Source organism: Lacticaseibacillus songhuajiangensis (assembly GCF_003946025.1).
In the GTDB taxonomy this organism is placed as follows: Bacteria; Bacillota; Bacilli; order Lactobacillales; family Lactobacillaceae; genus Lacticaseibacillus; species Lacticaseibacillus songhuajiangensis.
The window spans coordinates 20,194-34,124 of the sequence record NZ_RHNR01000033.1 but is presented as its reverse complement, the minus strand read 5'-3'; the positions used below and the strand labels follow the sequence as shown (position 1 = coordinate 34,124).

The 13,931-nt window shown below is 53.3% G+C and carries 11 protein-coding genes; 3 read left to right on the top strand and 8 right to left on the bottom strand.

The features are described 5' to 3' along the window. Positions 1-260: 260 nt before the first annotated feature. Together EKM97_RS08605 and EKM97_RS08600 are read right to left on the bottom strand one after the other, a co-directional pair. Positions 261-875, bottom strand: a complete 615-nt coding sequence (locus EKM97_RS08605; RefSeq protein WP_125571995.1) for a LysE/ArgO family amino acid transporter — start codon at positions 873-875, stop codon at positions 261-263. A gap of 208 nt (positions 876-1,083) precedes the next feature. Then, positions 1,084-1,554, bottom strand: a complete 471-nt coding sequence (locus EKM97_RS08600; RefSeq protein WP_125571994.1) for a MarR family winged helix-turn-helix transcriptional regulator — start codon at positions 1,552-1,554, stop codon at positions 1,084-1,086. A 442-nt stretch (positions 1,555-1,996) separates the two neighbouring features. On the opposite strand from EKM97_RS08600, the gene EKM97_RS08595 reads away from it, so the two are divergent. Continuing rightward, a complete protein-coding gene (locus tag EKM97_RS08595; protein ID WP_225419251.1) occupies positions 1,997-4,060 on the top strand; it encodes a heavy metal translocating P-type ATPase in 2,064 nt (687 codons plus the stop codon). Positions 4,061-4,179: 119 nt separating this feature from the next. Here the strand turns inward: EKM97_RS08595 and EKM97_RS08590 are convergent, their stop codons facing one another. The 3 genes from EKM97_RS08590 to EKM97_RS08580 all read right to left on the bottom strand — a co-directional run bounded on the left by EKM97_RS08590 (position 4,180) and on the right by EKM97_RS08580 (position 6,183). Further along, on the bottom strand, positions 4,180-5,247 hold the full coding sequence (locus EKM97_RS08590) for an RNA polymerase factor sigma-54 (RefSeq protein ID WP_125571993.1): 1,068 nt from the start codon (positions 5,245-5,247) through the stop codon (positions 4,180-4,182). A 211-nt stretch (positions 5,248-5,458) separates the two neighbouring features. After that, entirely contained in the window at positions 5,459-5,869 is a 411-nt protein-coding gene (locus EKM97_RS08585; RefSeq protein ID WP_125571992.1) for a peptide deformylase, read from the bottom strand. Between the two features lie 92 nt (positions 5,870-5,961). Continuing rightward, a complete protein-coding gene (locus EKM97_RS08580; RefSeq protein WP_125571991.1) occupies positions 5,962-6,183 on the bottom strand; it encodes a P8 family protein in 222 nt (73 codons plus the stop codon). A 308-nt stretch (positions 6,184-6,491) separates the two neighbouring features. Between EKM97_RS08580 and EKM97_RS08575 the strand changes: the two genes are divergently transcribed. Then, a complete protein-coding gene (locus EKM97_RS08575) occupies positions 6,492-7,724 on the top strand; it encodes an MFS transporter (RefSeq protein ID WP_125571990.1) in 1,233 nt (410 codons plus the stop codon). 73 nt (positions 7,725-7,797) lie between these two features. On the opposite strand, the gene EKM97_RS08570 is transcribed toward EKM97_RS08575, so the two are convergent. Continuing rightward, positions 7,798-10,509 (bottom strand): ABC transporter permease, encoded by a 2,712-nt coding sequence (locus tag EKM97_RS08570; protein WP_164507495.1) that lies wholly within the window; start codon positions 10,507-10,509, stop codon positions 7,798-7,800. 16 nt (positions 10,510-10,525) lie between these two features. Continuing rightward, the gene (locus EKM97_RS08565) at positions 10,526-11,230 is read right to left on the bottom strand and encodes an ABC transporter ATP-binding protein (RefSeq protein WP_125571988.1); all 705 of its coding nucleotides are present in this window, start codon (positions 11,228-11,230) and stop codon (positions 10,526-10,528) included. Positions 11,231-11,360: 130 nt separating this feature from the next. On the opposite strand from EKM97_RS08565, the gene EKM97_RS08560 reads away from it, so the two are divergent. After that, complete coding sequence (locus tag EKM97_RS08560) at positions 11,361-11,975, top strand: TetR/AcrR family transcriptional regulator (protein WP_164507494.1); 615 nt, start codon at positions 11,361-11,363, stop codon at positions 11,973-11,975. 197 nt (positions 11,976-12,172) lie between these two features. On the opposite strand, the gene brnQ is transcribed toward EKM97_RS08560, so the two are convergent. Next, positions 12,173-13,558, bottom strand: coding sequence for a branched-chain amino acid transport system II carrier protein (brnQ, locus tag EKM97_RS08555; protein ID WP_125571986.1), 1,386 nt, complete (start codon positions 13,556-13,558; stop codon positions 12,173-12,175). Between the last annotated feature and the right edge of the window lie 373 nt (positions 13,559-13,931).

Genomic DNA, 13,931 nt, shown 5'->3' with positions numbered 1-13,931 from the left:
TGAAATCTAAATCATATTTGATCATATAGAAACCCCCGAACTTGGATTTGTTGTCCAAGTTTTGGGGTTCACTACAATTTTGCGGCAATTCTGCCAGTGAAGGACTCCAACGGAGGCCTGAACGGTCCCCGCCGACGCAGTTCCCGCGGAGCGAAGCCCAAGCGTGCTCCTACCGGAGTTGCCGACTCCACCGCCTTGCGGCGGTATGAAAACGGCTTAAAGTGCAAAGCGCATCCTTGCGCTGACGAACAATGACAAGGTCAAACAACGGCACGGATAACCTGGTACAGCAAGCTGACCCCGTACCCAGTCACAATGACGCCGGAAATGATGTTGACCCACAGCATGAGCTTCTTCGGCAAACGGCTGCGCAACAAGCTGAGCACAAGCGAAATCCCGAAGAACCAGATTGCCGTTGCACTCAGAACACCGAGCAAGAACGGTGCGACATCCCCAGTCGGTAAGGAACCACGCATGGCACCCAGCATCAGGCCGGTGTCGATAATGGCCTGTGGATTGGCAAAAGTCACGACGATGGCCCCAGTTAGCGCCTGCTTAGTGGTACTAGCCTGCGCGCCACCAAGCGTGCTGGCATTCGCACTGCGAATTGTGCCAATCCCGATCCAAATGACGATGATGCCGCCAATGAACATCACAATTAAGCGCACGGTATCGTTGGCACTAATCAAGGTGCCCAGGCCCAAGAATGCCGCCACGGTGAGCACTAGGTCGGCTGCCCACACAAACAGGGCATACAGCATGGCTCGCGGCAGCCGGTTGCCCAGCGCGTTGTTGAAGACGAATAAATTTTGCATCCCGATTGAGGACACGAGGGCAATACTGATGAGCAGGCCCTTTAAGTAAACTGCTAACATGCTGCGCTCCCTACTTCCTCAAAATAAAAAAGCTCCGTCTGTGCGTTATCAGCTTCACACCTAACACGCACGTACGAGCGCTTCCCGCGGAAAAAGTATCTACCGCACGTTTTGAATTAATTTTCTTATATTATTCTAATTATTCTGACTAATCGTGTCAATTTTCAGCAAGCAAAAGACCGCACCAAGCGGATGCGGTCTTTTTTGCTTATACTGGCACCGTGCTTCTTAACTTAACAGAGGAAATCAACTTACCGATGATGAGGTCCAGTTGGACCCGTTCTTCTTCTGTCAAATCTGCAAGCATGGCCGCGCCGAGCAGTTTGTAGCGTTTTAGTTCGCACTCCCCTGCTGGCGTGAGCGAAATCATCATTTTGCGACGATCACGGCGACTGGTGCGCCGCCGCACTAGACCTTTACTCAGTAGCTTGCTGAGCAATTCGGATACTGAAGCTGCCCGAATGTGCAGCAGGTCAACGAGCTCTTTCTGGGTAATCTGCGGGTGCAGGGCAACGACGCTGAGGACGCGGCCCTGACCCTTAGTGACTGTTGACATGGTCTTGCTGAGTTGCACGCGGTCATTCACTTCCGCCATGCGCACACTCAGCGTAGTAAATTTATCGATAATTGCTTCGTCCACGGCACGTAAGCGTACCGTCTCTGGGTTCATAACATCCATCCTACACACATCTCCAAACTACCGAATCGGTATTATCTTTCCGTTTCCTATTCGCAACCCTCCTTTAGTTGAAGTCGGCACTTTTGCCACCGTCATTATACAAGATATTTCGGGTATCCTAAACCGCTAATTTTCATGACACCATATAATTTAACACCTAGAAACACGTACAGTAGCGCCGTATCTAAGGGATTACTATGAAAAATTCAGATACGACACTTTTTTATTTAGTTAGGTGCTCCTATGCATTAATCGGTAATTTTCGCAGCTCCGCGCGGCGCTTTTCGCATCCGCTCCGCAGCAGCTGCTGACCCATAAAGAGACTGCGCTCGCAAAAAAAATTTAGCATTTACGTTGACAACTGTAAACGATATGCTAAACTGCAATTGTAGGTTTACAGACGTAAACGAGCAGCAATCATTTTCTTGCAGGAGGAACAACAATGGACAACGAACACAACATGTCAGGGCACGACATGCACATGGACCATAATCAGATGGACCATGGCAACATGGACCACGACATGGCCGGCATGGACCATATGGATCACATGGGTAATTTCAAACGCAAATTCTGGGTATCGCTGGTTGCAGCCCTCCCCATCTTCATTTTGTCCCCCTTCATGGGCATCGACCTGCCGTTTCAGTTCACCTTCCCAGGTTCAGACTGGGTGGTACTGATTCTGGCCTCCTTCCTCTTCTTCTGGGGCGGCCAACCTTTCTTCAGTGGCGCTAAGTCCGAACTGAAGGCGAAGAACCCCGCCATGATGACCCTGATTACCATGGGGATTGGCGTTGCGTACATTTACAGTCTGTATGCATTCGTCAATAACCACTTCTTAGGCGGGGCGCACGTCATGGACTTCTTCTGGGAACTGGCCAGCTTGATTGTCATCATGCTGCTGGGACACTGGATTGAAATGTCCGCCACAATGAACGCCGGGAACGCGCTGGAAAAGATGGCAGCCCTACTGCCAGGTGAAGCGCACGTGCTGAACGCCGCTGGGGACACGCAGGACGTGCCACTAGCGCAGTTAAGTGCCGGCCAGACGGTGCTGATTCGCGCCGGTGAAAAAATTCCCGCCGATGGAGACGTTCTGTCCGGTAGTAGTGCCGTTAACGAAGCCTTGGTCACGGGTGAATCCAAAGCCGTCACCAAAAATGCCGGGAGCCACGTCATCGGTGGTTCCGTGAACGGCAACGGGACGCTGACCGTGCAAGTTACGGGTACTGGCGAGGACGGCTTTTTAGCTCAAGTCGGGAAACTCGTCAGTCAGGCGCAAGCTGAAAAATCACGTGCCGAAACGATGGCGGACCGCGTTGCGAAGTGGTTGTTCTACGCCGCCTTGTCTGTCGGCATCATCGCCTTCTTCGTTTGGCTAGCCGTTGCCGACATGGACGTGGCTCTCAACCGTCTGGTGACAGTTCTCGTGATTGCTTGCCCGCACGCCTTAGGACTAGCTATTCCGCTGGTTGTTTCACGCAGTACCTCCCTGGCCGCAACCCACGGCCTGCTGATTCGCGACCACCGCGCCATCGAGAGCGTCAAGCACTTGGACACCGTCTTGATGGACAAGACCGGTACCCTGACTGAAGGGGTCTTCAAGGTCAACGCAGTGCGCAGTTTTGACCCCCAGCTCAGTGAAAATGCCGTTTTGACCTTATTCGCCCAGCTGGAAGCAAACTCCAGCCACCCACTGGCAACCGGCATTTTGACGGCTGCTAGTGCCAAGAACTTATCAGCACCAGCCGCCAGCAACGTCCAAACCGTTCAAGGCGTTGGGCTGACAGGGCAGGTTGACGGCCGCGATTATGCGGTGGTCACCGCCAGTTACCTGCGACAAAAACAGCTTCATTACGACGAAGACCAGTTTCAGCAACTGGCCGCGGCCGGCAATTCGGTCAGCTACCTTGTGAGCGAACAAAAGGTGCTCGGACTCGCTGCCCAAGGTGATCAAATTAAACCAGAAGCCGCTGGTCTCATTAGCGCCCTGCACCAGCTGCACATCCAGCCCGTCATGCTGACGGGGGACAACGAACCGGCCGCCCGCGCCGTTGCTGCCCAATTGGGCGACATCACCGTGCACGCCGAACTTAAACCTGAAGACAAGGAACGCATTGTGCGCGAGTACCAAAGCCAGGGCCACCACGTGATGATGGTCGGTGACGGGGTAAACGACGCACCGAGTCTGGCGCGTGCTGACATTGGGGTCGCCATTGGGGCCGGAACAGATGTCGCGATTGAATCTGCTGACGTCATCTTGGTCCGCAGCAATCCGCAAGACATTCTGAACTTCCTCAACCTCGCCAAGGCGACCAACCGCAAAATGGTGCAAAACCTCTGGTGGGGTGCCGGCTATAACATCGTTGCCATCCCCCTCGCCGCCGGTGTTCTTGCCGGCATCGGCATCATTTTGAGCCCCGCAGTCGGCGCGATTATCATGTCACTATCCACCGTTGGGGTCGCCTTGAACGCGATGACACTAAAGATGAAGTCTGAAAATTAAATCAGGTATGTTCCTACTTGATCATCAGCACAACAAAACACCCACTAGGTGCGCCCAACGGCCCCTAGTGGGTGTTTTTGTCTTCTCATTTCGAATTTTGTATCGGGGGGATACGTCTGCTATTTATCGGCACGGTAGCTGAAGAACTTACGTAGTTCAATCGGTTTGCCCTGCCACTGCAGGTAGTGGCCGTTAATCATCCGGTTAACACTGCCCGCCGTCAGGTGCGTGGCACTCACGGCTTCGCGCACCAGCAGCGGCTTCATTTCGCCACCCAGGAAGTAGTCCGCCTGCGCACTGGTGATGAACTCGCTCACCGCCAGCAACACTTCGTAGCGCTTCTTCAGGTTGAAGTCGAGCCAGTCATAATCCCGGCGCTGCTGGGCGATGAAGCGGCGCAGCCCGCCATCGCGCTGTTTCAACATGTCGGCATAGTAGTCCTCGTCAAAATCAATTTTGACCCGGCTCTCGCGCATGATGCGGGCGACCGGCAGACCTTCCTCAATGGTCACTTCAACTTCGGGTACGGCAACCCGTGGCCGCGGCTGGGCGTAGTAGCTACCCGGTGCCGGCGACAAGCGCTTGATGTGGGCGATGGCGTCGACAGCCTGATCCGGCGTCACCTCGAATTCAGCGCAGATGCCTTGAATGTCGTTGGCAGCCACCAGCTTGAGGCCGCGGCTCACGACACGCCGCACCAGTGGTTCCTGCTTGTCTTCAGCATCCAGTTGCAAAAGCAGGCATTCGCGCAAGTCACGCGCGCCCACCCCAGTTGGGCTGAGCATCTGCAAAATGGCCAGCGCATCTTCTGCCGTCTGGTGGCTGCAACCTTGCTCGCGCTCAATATCCTTGAGCGGGGTGCGCAGATAGCCGTCCTCATCAAGGTAAGAGACCAGCTCAATTAGCACGCGCCGCAACGGCACGTCCTTGAATTCCAGATAAATCTGCTCGAGCAGGTAATCGTCTAGCGTCTGGCGTTCGCCGTTCTTGGCGCTCATCCAGTCCTCACTCATGTCCGCAGCGCCGGTCCGCACGATGGCTGGATCCGTGACTTTCAGGAACGGATTGTCGAGGGCCATGTCGTTCAGGCCACTCGTCAGCGCCAGCGGCGGTGCCTGCATAATTGCGTTCACATCTTTGAATCTGGCGCTCTTGACGCCAGCAGTTTTAACTTCTGCACCAATCATTGTGCTACCTCCTTGCCGCCGTCATTTTTTAAGCAGGAGGCTGTGTCAAAACGCGATTCCTCCGCTTTGTGCGGTTTCTTTCTTGATTCCAGTGTAGTTAATTAAGGAAGCGCTTGCAAGACTTGAAAAATGCCGGCATTCGTGCTTGGGGGCGGTTTCATTTACTAGTAAACAAAAGGCGACTGTCACTTCAGTCGCCTTTTGCTTGCCCTTAAATAATAATCCCCGCACAATGATCCAGTTCATGCTGAATAATCTGCGCCGTAAAGCCGCTGAACTCGGCCCGCTGCGGCTTAAAATTGGCATCCTGATAGGTCACGGTAATCTGCCGCCAGCGTTTGGCGGGACGTTCACCCGTCAGTGACAGGCAACCCTCCATCGCGTCATACGCCCCCTTGCGGCTCACAATCTGGGCATTATACATCAACACGTTGAACGGCCCCATAGACACAACAACGATGTGCTTCGGTACCCCAATCATGTTGGCGGCCATCCCCACGCAACGGTCAGCGTTCGCCGCCAGCGTGTCCAGCAGGTCTTGACCCACCTGCGCGTCCTGTTTGGTCGCTACTTGCGCTGTTTGCGCGAGCAGCATTTGGTCTTTATTGATTGCTTTAATCATGCGCGTTTTCTCCGATCACAAAAATAGGTTCGCTAAGTTCAGTTTAACTGAATTCAGCGAACCTGTCTTTGCTGATTGATTTGAGCAGGAAACTACTTCTTGAGCAGCTTCTCTGCCAAAGCCTTAGCGTCGTCATCGGACATATCGATAACTGGCTTCATGTCCACAACCGTCTTGTCAGTGTTGTGGTTGTTGGCTTCCATGTAGTGGTCCCATAGTGCGTCACGAACGACCGTCTCATCGTCGCTCCAATCGAACACCTTGTTCATCGGCTCGTCAATAACATGAGTCTTTTCAATCTCATCTGCTGCCATAATCGTTTACCTCCATGGATTTCTTTTGTTTACAGGTACATTGTAGTCCCAAAACGGTTCAACAGCACACTTTCTTAGCAAACTCTTATGAAGAGTGCTAACTCGTGATGTAATGAGCAAATTTTCAAGATTTTTGCAAAAGTGCACTTGTCACTAAAAACTTAATTAAAGCCGGCCTTATCCCAATTTGGTAAACGCGGCTTGTTTCTTATTTTCGGTAAGCTTGCGCCGGTCACAGTATAGTTCTATCGTTAGGGTATCTTCATGTGATTTAACTTCAATTCTGCATACAAAAGTGGCGACTAATCTTGAACGTTTTTGCAAGAACTTTCTCTTCCCTCCGCTCCCCCAATTTCCGTTATTTCTGGATTGGGCAATGTGTATCCGTTATGGGTACCTGGGTGCAGCGCACCGCGCAAACCTGGCTGGTATACCAGATGACCAAATCGGCTTTTCTGGTCGGCCTGCTATCGGCCTGCCAATTTGCGCCGATTCTGGCGTTCACCTTAGTTGCCGGCACCCTCATTGACCGTTATCCCAAGCGGCGTATCCTCCTAATTACGCAGGCGGGTTTCCTGTTTCTCGGTGTCATTATGACCGCCATTGTTTACACGCACCTCGTCAAGTACTGGATGGTGCTCCTGATTGCGATAGGTTACGGGGTGCTCCAGAGTTTTGACACGCCCACCCGCCAATCCTTCGTGGTGGAACTCGTCGGCCACAAGGACCTCATGAACGGCATCTCACTGAACTCCACCATCTTCAACCTGGCCAAAATCGCCGGGCCATCGCTCGCCGGCCTGCTCATGGTCAAGTTCAGCGTCGGTTTCTGCTTCCTAGTCGATGCCATCTCCTACCTGGCGGTGCTGCTCGGATTATTTTTGATTAAGCAAACCAAGGTTGTGGCCACACCCAGCAAGAAACGCATCTGGAGTGACGTTAAGGATGGCTTGGCCTACGTTTGGCAGCATGCTGAAATCCGCCTGAGTGCGATTTTGATGCTGATTGTGTGCACACTCAACTACAACAACAACGTCATCATCCCCATTTTTGCCAAAGAAGTGCTGCACTCAGGTGCGCAAACTTACGCCAACCTGCTCTCCGCAACCGGGATTGGCTCGCTCATTGCCGCCTTTTTGATGAGTTACCTCTCGCGCTTTGGTTTGCAGCGCAACATCTACGTGCTGGTGGCGGTGGGCACAGCCGCCCTGCAAGCAATCATGCTGGCGGTACGCAACTACGACCTGGCCATGGCGATGATGGTGCTGATTGGCTTTTGCAACATGATCTTCCTCAACCAGTCTAACGCCTCCTTCCAATTCGACATCCCGAACCACCTGCGCGGCCGCATCATGAGTGTTTACGTGCTGCTGAATCAGGGCACCACCCCGGTGGGTAGCCTCTTCGTCGGCGGGGTCATGGACATTGCTGGCGGCATCTGGGGATTCCCCGCCTGCGGATTGCTTGCCCTCTTGCTGTTGATTCCCGCCTTCGCAGCCAATCGGCAATTGGTGGGCCAATGGCTACACAAAACAGCCTAACTATTTCCCGGAAAATAAAACGGCCCCATCTGTAGACCGAATTGGTCCACAGATGAAGCTATTTTTTTACCGATTAGTCGACTGACTTCAACGCTTCAAGCATATCGACACTTTGAATTTTGTGATTCATCAGGGTCATGACGATGAGCGAGAAGATTACTGTCAATACTACCGAAATGAGTAAGTTCATCCAGGTGAGACCTGGGGCCACCATCGCCGTTGCGGGCGGCAGCAGCGCCATGATATAGGCATGGAAGCCGTAACCCACCCCGATGCCGACGACAATCCCGGCACCAGTCAAAATGTTCGTCTCCCGGTAAATGTACATCAGCACTTCACGTGGGTAGAAACCGAGCACCTTGAGCGTCGACAGTTCGCGAATTCGCTCCGATACGTTGATGTTGGTCAAGGTGTAGAGCACCACCAGTGACAGCAGGGACGCGCTGAGTACCAGCACCAGAATCAAGTTGTTCAGGTTGCTGAGAATGTTGGTAATGGTTTCTTTGTTCTCACGCGCCTGCACGGTCGATACCGCCGCTGCATGGTGATTGAAACGGGCGGCAATAGCGTTGACCTGCTTATCCTGATTGTTTTTCAGCGTGACGTAGTAGGCATTCGCCTGCGTTTTTGCGCCGTAGACCTTGGCGTAGTAGGTCTGGTTCATGTAAACATAGTGACCCGCGTACATCGTGGTAATGCCGGCGACCTTAATGCGGTGCGCACTGCCATCCTGATCGTGGATGGTGAAGGAATCGCCGACCTTAACGCCTTGAAGCTTGGCCAACTTCTGCGAGACAATTGCGCCCTTGTCACTCAAATGCAAACGTTGTTTTGTTTTGCTGTCACGCAATTTAACGTACTTGTCCAGCTTAGCCGTGTTCTGGGGCACTGTCAGTGCAATGTTTTCTCGGGAATCCGAATTGCTGCTTGTGGCGTAAACATTGGCAAAGTACGCATCCGTGTAACGTTTTACCGTGCTCGACTCAGTCACCACGTTCTGCGCTTTATGCACCGCACTCGCACTGGCATCGGGATTATAAACGGCAACCAGGTCATAGTTACTAATGCCGCCGAACTGCCGATCAACAATCGTGCTCAGCGAGTCGCGAATCCCAAAGCCGGTAATCATCAGCGCCGTCGCGCCGGCCACCCCAATAATGGTCATCAGCATCCGCCCCTTATAACGGAACAGGTTCCGCGCGGTTACCTTGTGCGAGAAACTCATCTTGCGCCAGATAACACCAATCCGTTCCAGCAGAATGCGCGAACCACTTGCCGGCGGCTTCGGCAACATCAGCTCTGCCGGAATAATTTTGAGCGACGAATGCGCGGCCAACCAGGAGGCCAGCACCGTGGAAAACAGCGCTAGTCCCAGCCCGAACACGACATAAGCCGGATGCAATCCCAGTTGCAGACTAGCAAAGTTAAAGTTGGCCGTGTACGCCCGGAAAATAATCCGCGGCAGAGCTACCAGGCCAAGAACACTCCCCAGAACGGTCCCGGTAATCGCCGTCAAAACGCTGTAGACCAAGAACTCGCGCATGACTTCGCCCTTACTGTAGCCCAGGGCGCGCAGAGTCCCCATCTCGATGCGCTTTTCTTCGACCATCCGCCGCATGGTCGTGAAGCTCACCAAAATGGCAATCAGGAAGAAGAAAGCTGGAAAAGATTTGCCCAGCGTATCGATGCGCGCGGCATCTTCACCGTAGTTATTGTAACCGTCATTATAGTCGTTGCGGCTCTGAATAGTCAGGCTGACGTCCGTCAGTTGGCGCTTGCTCGTCCGGGCCTGCGCCAGTTTATCCTCGGCGAGTGCAATACTGTTACGCTTGCCGTCAAGCGTTGCCTGCTGCTTGCTGAGCGCCTTTTGCTTAATTGCCAGTTGGGCAACTACCGTGCTGCTACCGGCGGCCTTTGCCTGCGCAAGTTGCGTATCCAGTTGCTTCTGCGCAGTGGCAATCTGCGTCGTTGCTGTCTGCAAAGCGGCCTTACTGTCACTAATGGTCTTTGCACCATCGTCAATCTGCTTTTGCAACTGCGTCCGCAAATCCGCCACACGCACATCGTTACGCTTGTTGAGCTTCTTTTGCAGACGCTTGGTGAGCTGCGTTGCGTGATGCTCATAAGCCGTCGAGTACGCGGCGCCCTTCGTCTGCGTGAAGGCGAGGCGGGCGACGTTCGGCTTGCTGCTGGTGAAGGCCGACTTGCTGACGTACGCGAACCCGTAGAGTGTGCCGTTGCCCAGACTGGTGCTGCCGAGCTTATCCTTCTTCAGAAATTCCGTTGAGGTGGCAAAGCCGACAACGGTGAACTGCTTGTGCGTCAGCCCGGTCGTCGCACCTGCTTTACCAGCTGCAAAAGTAATTTTATCACCAATGTGGTACTGCCCGCGCAGTTTGTCACTCAGCACAATCTGCTGCTGGTTGCACGCCTTGTGACCCTTCGTCAAAGTGAGCTTAGACAGGGTCTGCGGGTTGCTCTGCACCCGCACCGCGTGGTTGCTGTTTTTGATCAGCACATCCTGCGTGTGACCGAACTCCGTCGTTTTGATGCCGGCCAAGTTGCGAATGCTGCGCTGGTCAGCCGCATTCAACGCCACGGTCGAGGTCACTTTAGCGTCGGCTAAGTGCTCGCGCGCATAGTCCGTCTGCGCGGTTTTGCGCATGTTGCGGCCAGTGACGTTCAATCCAATCAGGACAAACACCCCCAGCATGAGCAACGCGGTGACGGAGATAAAACGGGCCAAAGACGCTCGGAATTCACGCCACATATTGTGATTTAACATGCTCATTTCTGCACACCTACCATTCCAATTCCGCTACGGGGGTTGGTTTTGCGTTGCGCTCGTCGGCCTTCACCTGACCGTCTGCGATTTCAATCACGTGGTCTGCCATCGGCCGAATCATCGAGTTATGGGTGACGATGATGACATTCTTCCCGGACTGACGCGTGTAATCCTGGAACAACTGTAGGATTTTCTTCCCCGTCTTGTAGTCCAGCGCCCCAGTTGGTTCGTCCGCGAGCAAAAGGTCAGGGTTCTTCGCAATAGCACGCGCAATCGCCACACGCTGCTGCTCCCCGCCAGATAATTGCGCCGGAAAGTTGCGGGTGCGTTTTTCCAGACCAACCGTGGTTAGCGCCGCAGTGGCGTCCATGGCGTTGTCCGCAATCTCGGATGCCAGTTCAACGTTTTCCGTTGTGGTCAAGTTCTGCACCAGGTTGTAAAACTGAAACACAAACCCGACCTGCTTGCGCCGGTAGGTCGTTAACCCGCGGGTATCAAGATTACCCAATTCCACCCCGTTGACGTTGACACTGCCGCTAGTTAGGTGATCCATGCCGCCCAGCACGTTCAGCAGGGTCGACTTCCCGGCCCCGGATGCCCCCAGAATAATGGTGAGCTCTCCAGGTTCGATCTCGAAACTAATGTCCTTGTTGGCGGTTACCGCGTTATCACCGGTGCCGTATGTTTTGACTTCATTTTGAACAGAAATGAAAGCTGTCATTGCACTTCTCCTCCGCTTAGTTAATAATGAACAACGTGTTAATTAACTTACGAAGTCATTAAAGCATGCGCACGGCAAAATTCTATGAGCAGTTTTCAAAAATGTGTTCAGTAAAAAGATGGAGGTCATTATGCCCACCCAACAGGAACGAATTGCTAAAACCAAAGCGGCAATCACGGCCGCATTGGTACACGTTGGCAGTACCAAGCCACTCACCCAAATTACCGTGAGTGACCTGACGCGCGCCAGCGGTATCAGCCGGGGCACTTTCTATTTGCACTACCTAGATAAAGAGGATCTGGTCACGCAGCTCGAAACCTACTTCACGAATCGGCTGCAGCAACTGTTGACTAACGAAATCGATGGCGCCATGGATTACCGGGAATGGACGAAAGGCCGCCCTTACCCCATCATCACGGATGTTATCGCACTGGCGGCCGAAGATAAGGAACTGCTTCGCTTTCTGTTCGGCATCAACGGCGACCCCGACTTCACCCGCGATGTCACCGCGCGGTTGCAAACCGCCATCGTCAAGGAATTGACGCGTGTGAAGGGTAACGGCAATTTTCGCCATGACATTCCCCGTGAGTACGCCCTAAACCTGGTTACGAACGCGATTATGACCATCGTGACCACCTGGCTCGTCAGCGCGGACGATATGCCTCAAGACGCGGTCGCCGCACTCATCATGCGCGCACTGTACCTGTCGCCTTACGATATTTTGGGCATCACCATTTCCAAGTAAGGGTCATTTCCCAGAAAATAAAATCCGCCCGCTAGTCATAAAGACTAACGAGCGGATTGTTTTTATGTTATGTGTTATGTGTCCCGCGCAGAGCGGGTTCTGTGACGCAGGGCGTCTATGTGGTGGTCCAGCACTGGCAGCGCTGAGCCAGTGGTGCATATGCATTCGGTGGTTGCCGGAATATGTGTTGCAGCTGTTTAGTCGATTTCACTAGCGGAAGTGCTGCGCATTGGCTGCTTGGCAAACTTGTTAATGATGAGGCCGGCGATGAAGCCGATCAGCAGGAATGGTACAAAGTCCATCCCGATACTGAACCAAGGAATGTAACTTGTGGAGAAGCTGTCAATTGCCTTGAAGAGACCCATGTTCGCGAAGAATGGTGGCAGTGCGTGAATGGCATCGAGGATAGCAGGAATCAAGGTCAGACCAATCGTGGCCTTGTAAATGATTGGTGACTTACCAATGAATGGGTGCATAACGCCGAGGAGAATCAAGCCAATGGCCAGTGGGTACAGCAACATCAGAATTGGTGTGGACAGGGCGATGATTTCGTTCAAACCAAAGTTGGAGATGAGGAACCCGCCGATGCAGGTGAAAGGCAAGAAGCGCTTGAACCCAATCTTAGGGAAACGCTTGCCGAGGTCCTGCGAGAAGGAAGTTACCAGCCCAATGGACGTGGTCAGGCAGGCCAGGATGGCCATGGCGGCGAGCATTGAAGTCCCGATGATCCCGGTGTAGTGGTTCATGATGGCGGAAAATGCGGGACCACCGTTAGCTGTGGTCTTGGTAAAGGTCGTAGAGATAGCACCCAGCGCAATCAGCAAGGCGTAGATGATGGCTTCAAGGCCCATGGAGATACTGCCGATTTTGGCAACGGACTTAGACCGTTCGTTGGTCCCGGTGATGCCGAAGAAGCTCAGTGCGGTAACGATGGTAACCCCAAAACCGAGACCAGCCAGCGCGTCCATGGTGTTGTAACCCTGGAGGAAGCCGTTGATCATGTTGCTGCCACCGGCATTCATTTTGCCGATAGTCCCGAGCGTTGCACCGTCACCTTTGATGATGAAGGCGGTGGCGAAAACGGCCACCAGAAGCAGAATCAGGAATGGGTTAAGAATCTTGCCCACGTAACTGGTCATCTTGGACTGGTTGCGGGACAGGAAGTAAGTAATCGTGAAGAAAATCAGGGAGTAGATGATCAGTGCTGTGTGTTGCATGCCACTGGCGATGAAAGGCTTGATACCGATTTCGAAGGAAACCGTCGCGGTACGTGGGGACGCAATCAGCAGGCCCAAGCTGGCGTGCGTGCAGATGAGGAAGAAGAGTGCGAAGCCCTTCCCTACTGGCCGGGCCAGGTGGTACATGCTGTCACTGCGCGTCATTGAGATGGCGAGAATGGAAAGCAGTGGCAGGCAAACTGCGGAGAGCAGGAAGCCGATGGCGGCAGGCAGCCAGTTGCTACCAGAGATTTGCCCGAGGTGAATCGGGAAAATCAGGTTGCCGGCCCCGAAGAAGAGCCCAAACAACATTGATCCCAAAATAATGTACTGACGACGTGAAAGTTTGTTTTTAGTACTTTCCATGTTGACTACCTCCGAATTAATAAGTGCAGACTATGACGCGGACAAAAAAAGCGCCCCTAGCAATTGAATCATTGCTAAGGGCGCCTGGGCGCTGTACCACCTTACATCGTACTACCGTCACCAGTAGTGCCTCAAAAAGTACGGCCGGCTCCGGACACCGGCGATACTTCATTGCTGTAATGGGCGCAATCCCATCCACCACTTCCTGACGGTCACGGTGGAAACTTGTAGCCTACTTTCACCAGCTTAACGTTACCGCTTCTCACTAACTGCGGCTCACTGAAACGCGCTACTGACTCCTCCTGCTACGCTTTGTCTTTTGTCTGATTAGATGATGTCTGTACTTTAAATTAAAATCAGACGCACGTCAACA

Excerpts from the sequence above, each read along its gene's own strand:
- EKM97_RS08605 (WP_125571995.1), bottom strand. The coding sequence starts at position 875 with ATGTTAGCAGTTTACTTAAAGGGCCTGCTCATCAGTATTGCCCTCGTG.
- EKM97_RS08600 (WP_125571994.1), bottom strand. The coding sequence starts at position 1,554 with ATGGATGTTATGAACCCAGAGACGGTACGCTTACGTGCCGTGGACGAA.
- EKM97_RS08595 (WP_225419251.1), top strand. The coding sequence starts at position 1,997 with ATGGACAACGAACACAACATGTCAGGGCACGACATGCACATGGACCAT.
- EKM97_RS08590 (WP_125571993.1), bottom strand. The coding sequence starts at position 5,247 with ATGATTGGTGCAGAAGTTAAAACTGCTGGCGTCAAGAGCGCCAGATTC.
- EKM97_RS08585 (WP_125571992.1), bottom strand. The coding sequence starts at position 5,869 with ATGATTAAAGCAATCAATAAAGACCAAATGCTGCTCGCGCAAACAGCG.
- EKM97_RS08580 (WP_125571991.1), bottom strand. The coding sequence starts at position 6,183 with ATGGCAGCAGATGAGATTGAAAAGACTCATGTTATTGACGAGCCGATG.
- EKM97_RS08570 (WP_164507495.1), bottom strand. The coding sequence starts at position 10,509 with ATGTTAAATCACAATATGTGGCGTGAATTCCGAGCGTCTTTGGCCCGT.
- EKM97_RS08565 (WP_125571988.1), bottom strand. The coding sequence starts at position 11,230 with ATGACAGCTTTCATTTCTGTTCAAAATGAAGTCAAAACATACGGCACC.
- EKM97_RS08560 (WP_164507494.1), top strand. The coding sequence starts at position 11,361 with ATGCCCACCCAACAGGAACGAATTGCTAAAACCAAAGCGGCAATCACG.
- brnQ (WP_125571986.1), bottom strand. The coding sequence starts at position 13,558 with ATGGAAAGTACTAAAAACAAACTTTCACGTCGTCAGTACATTATTTTG.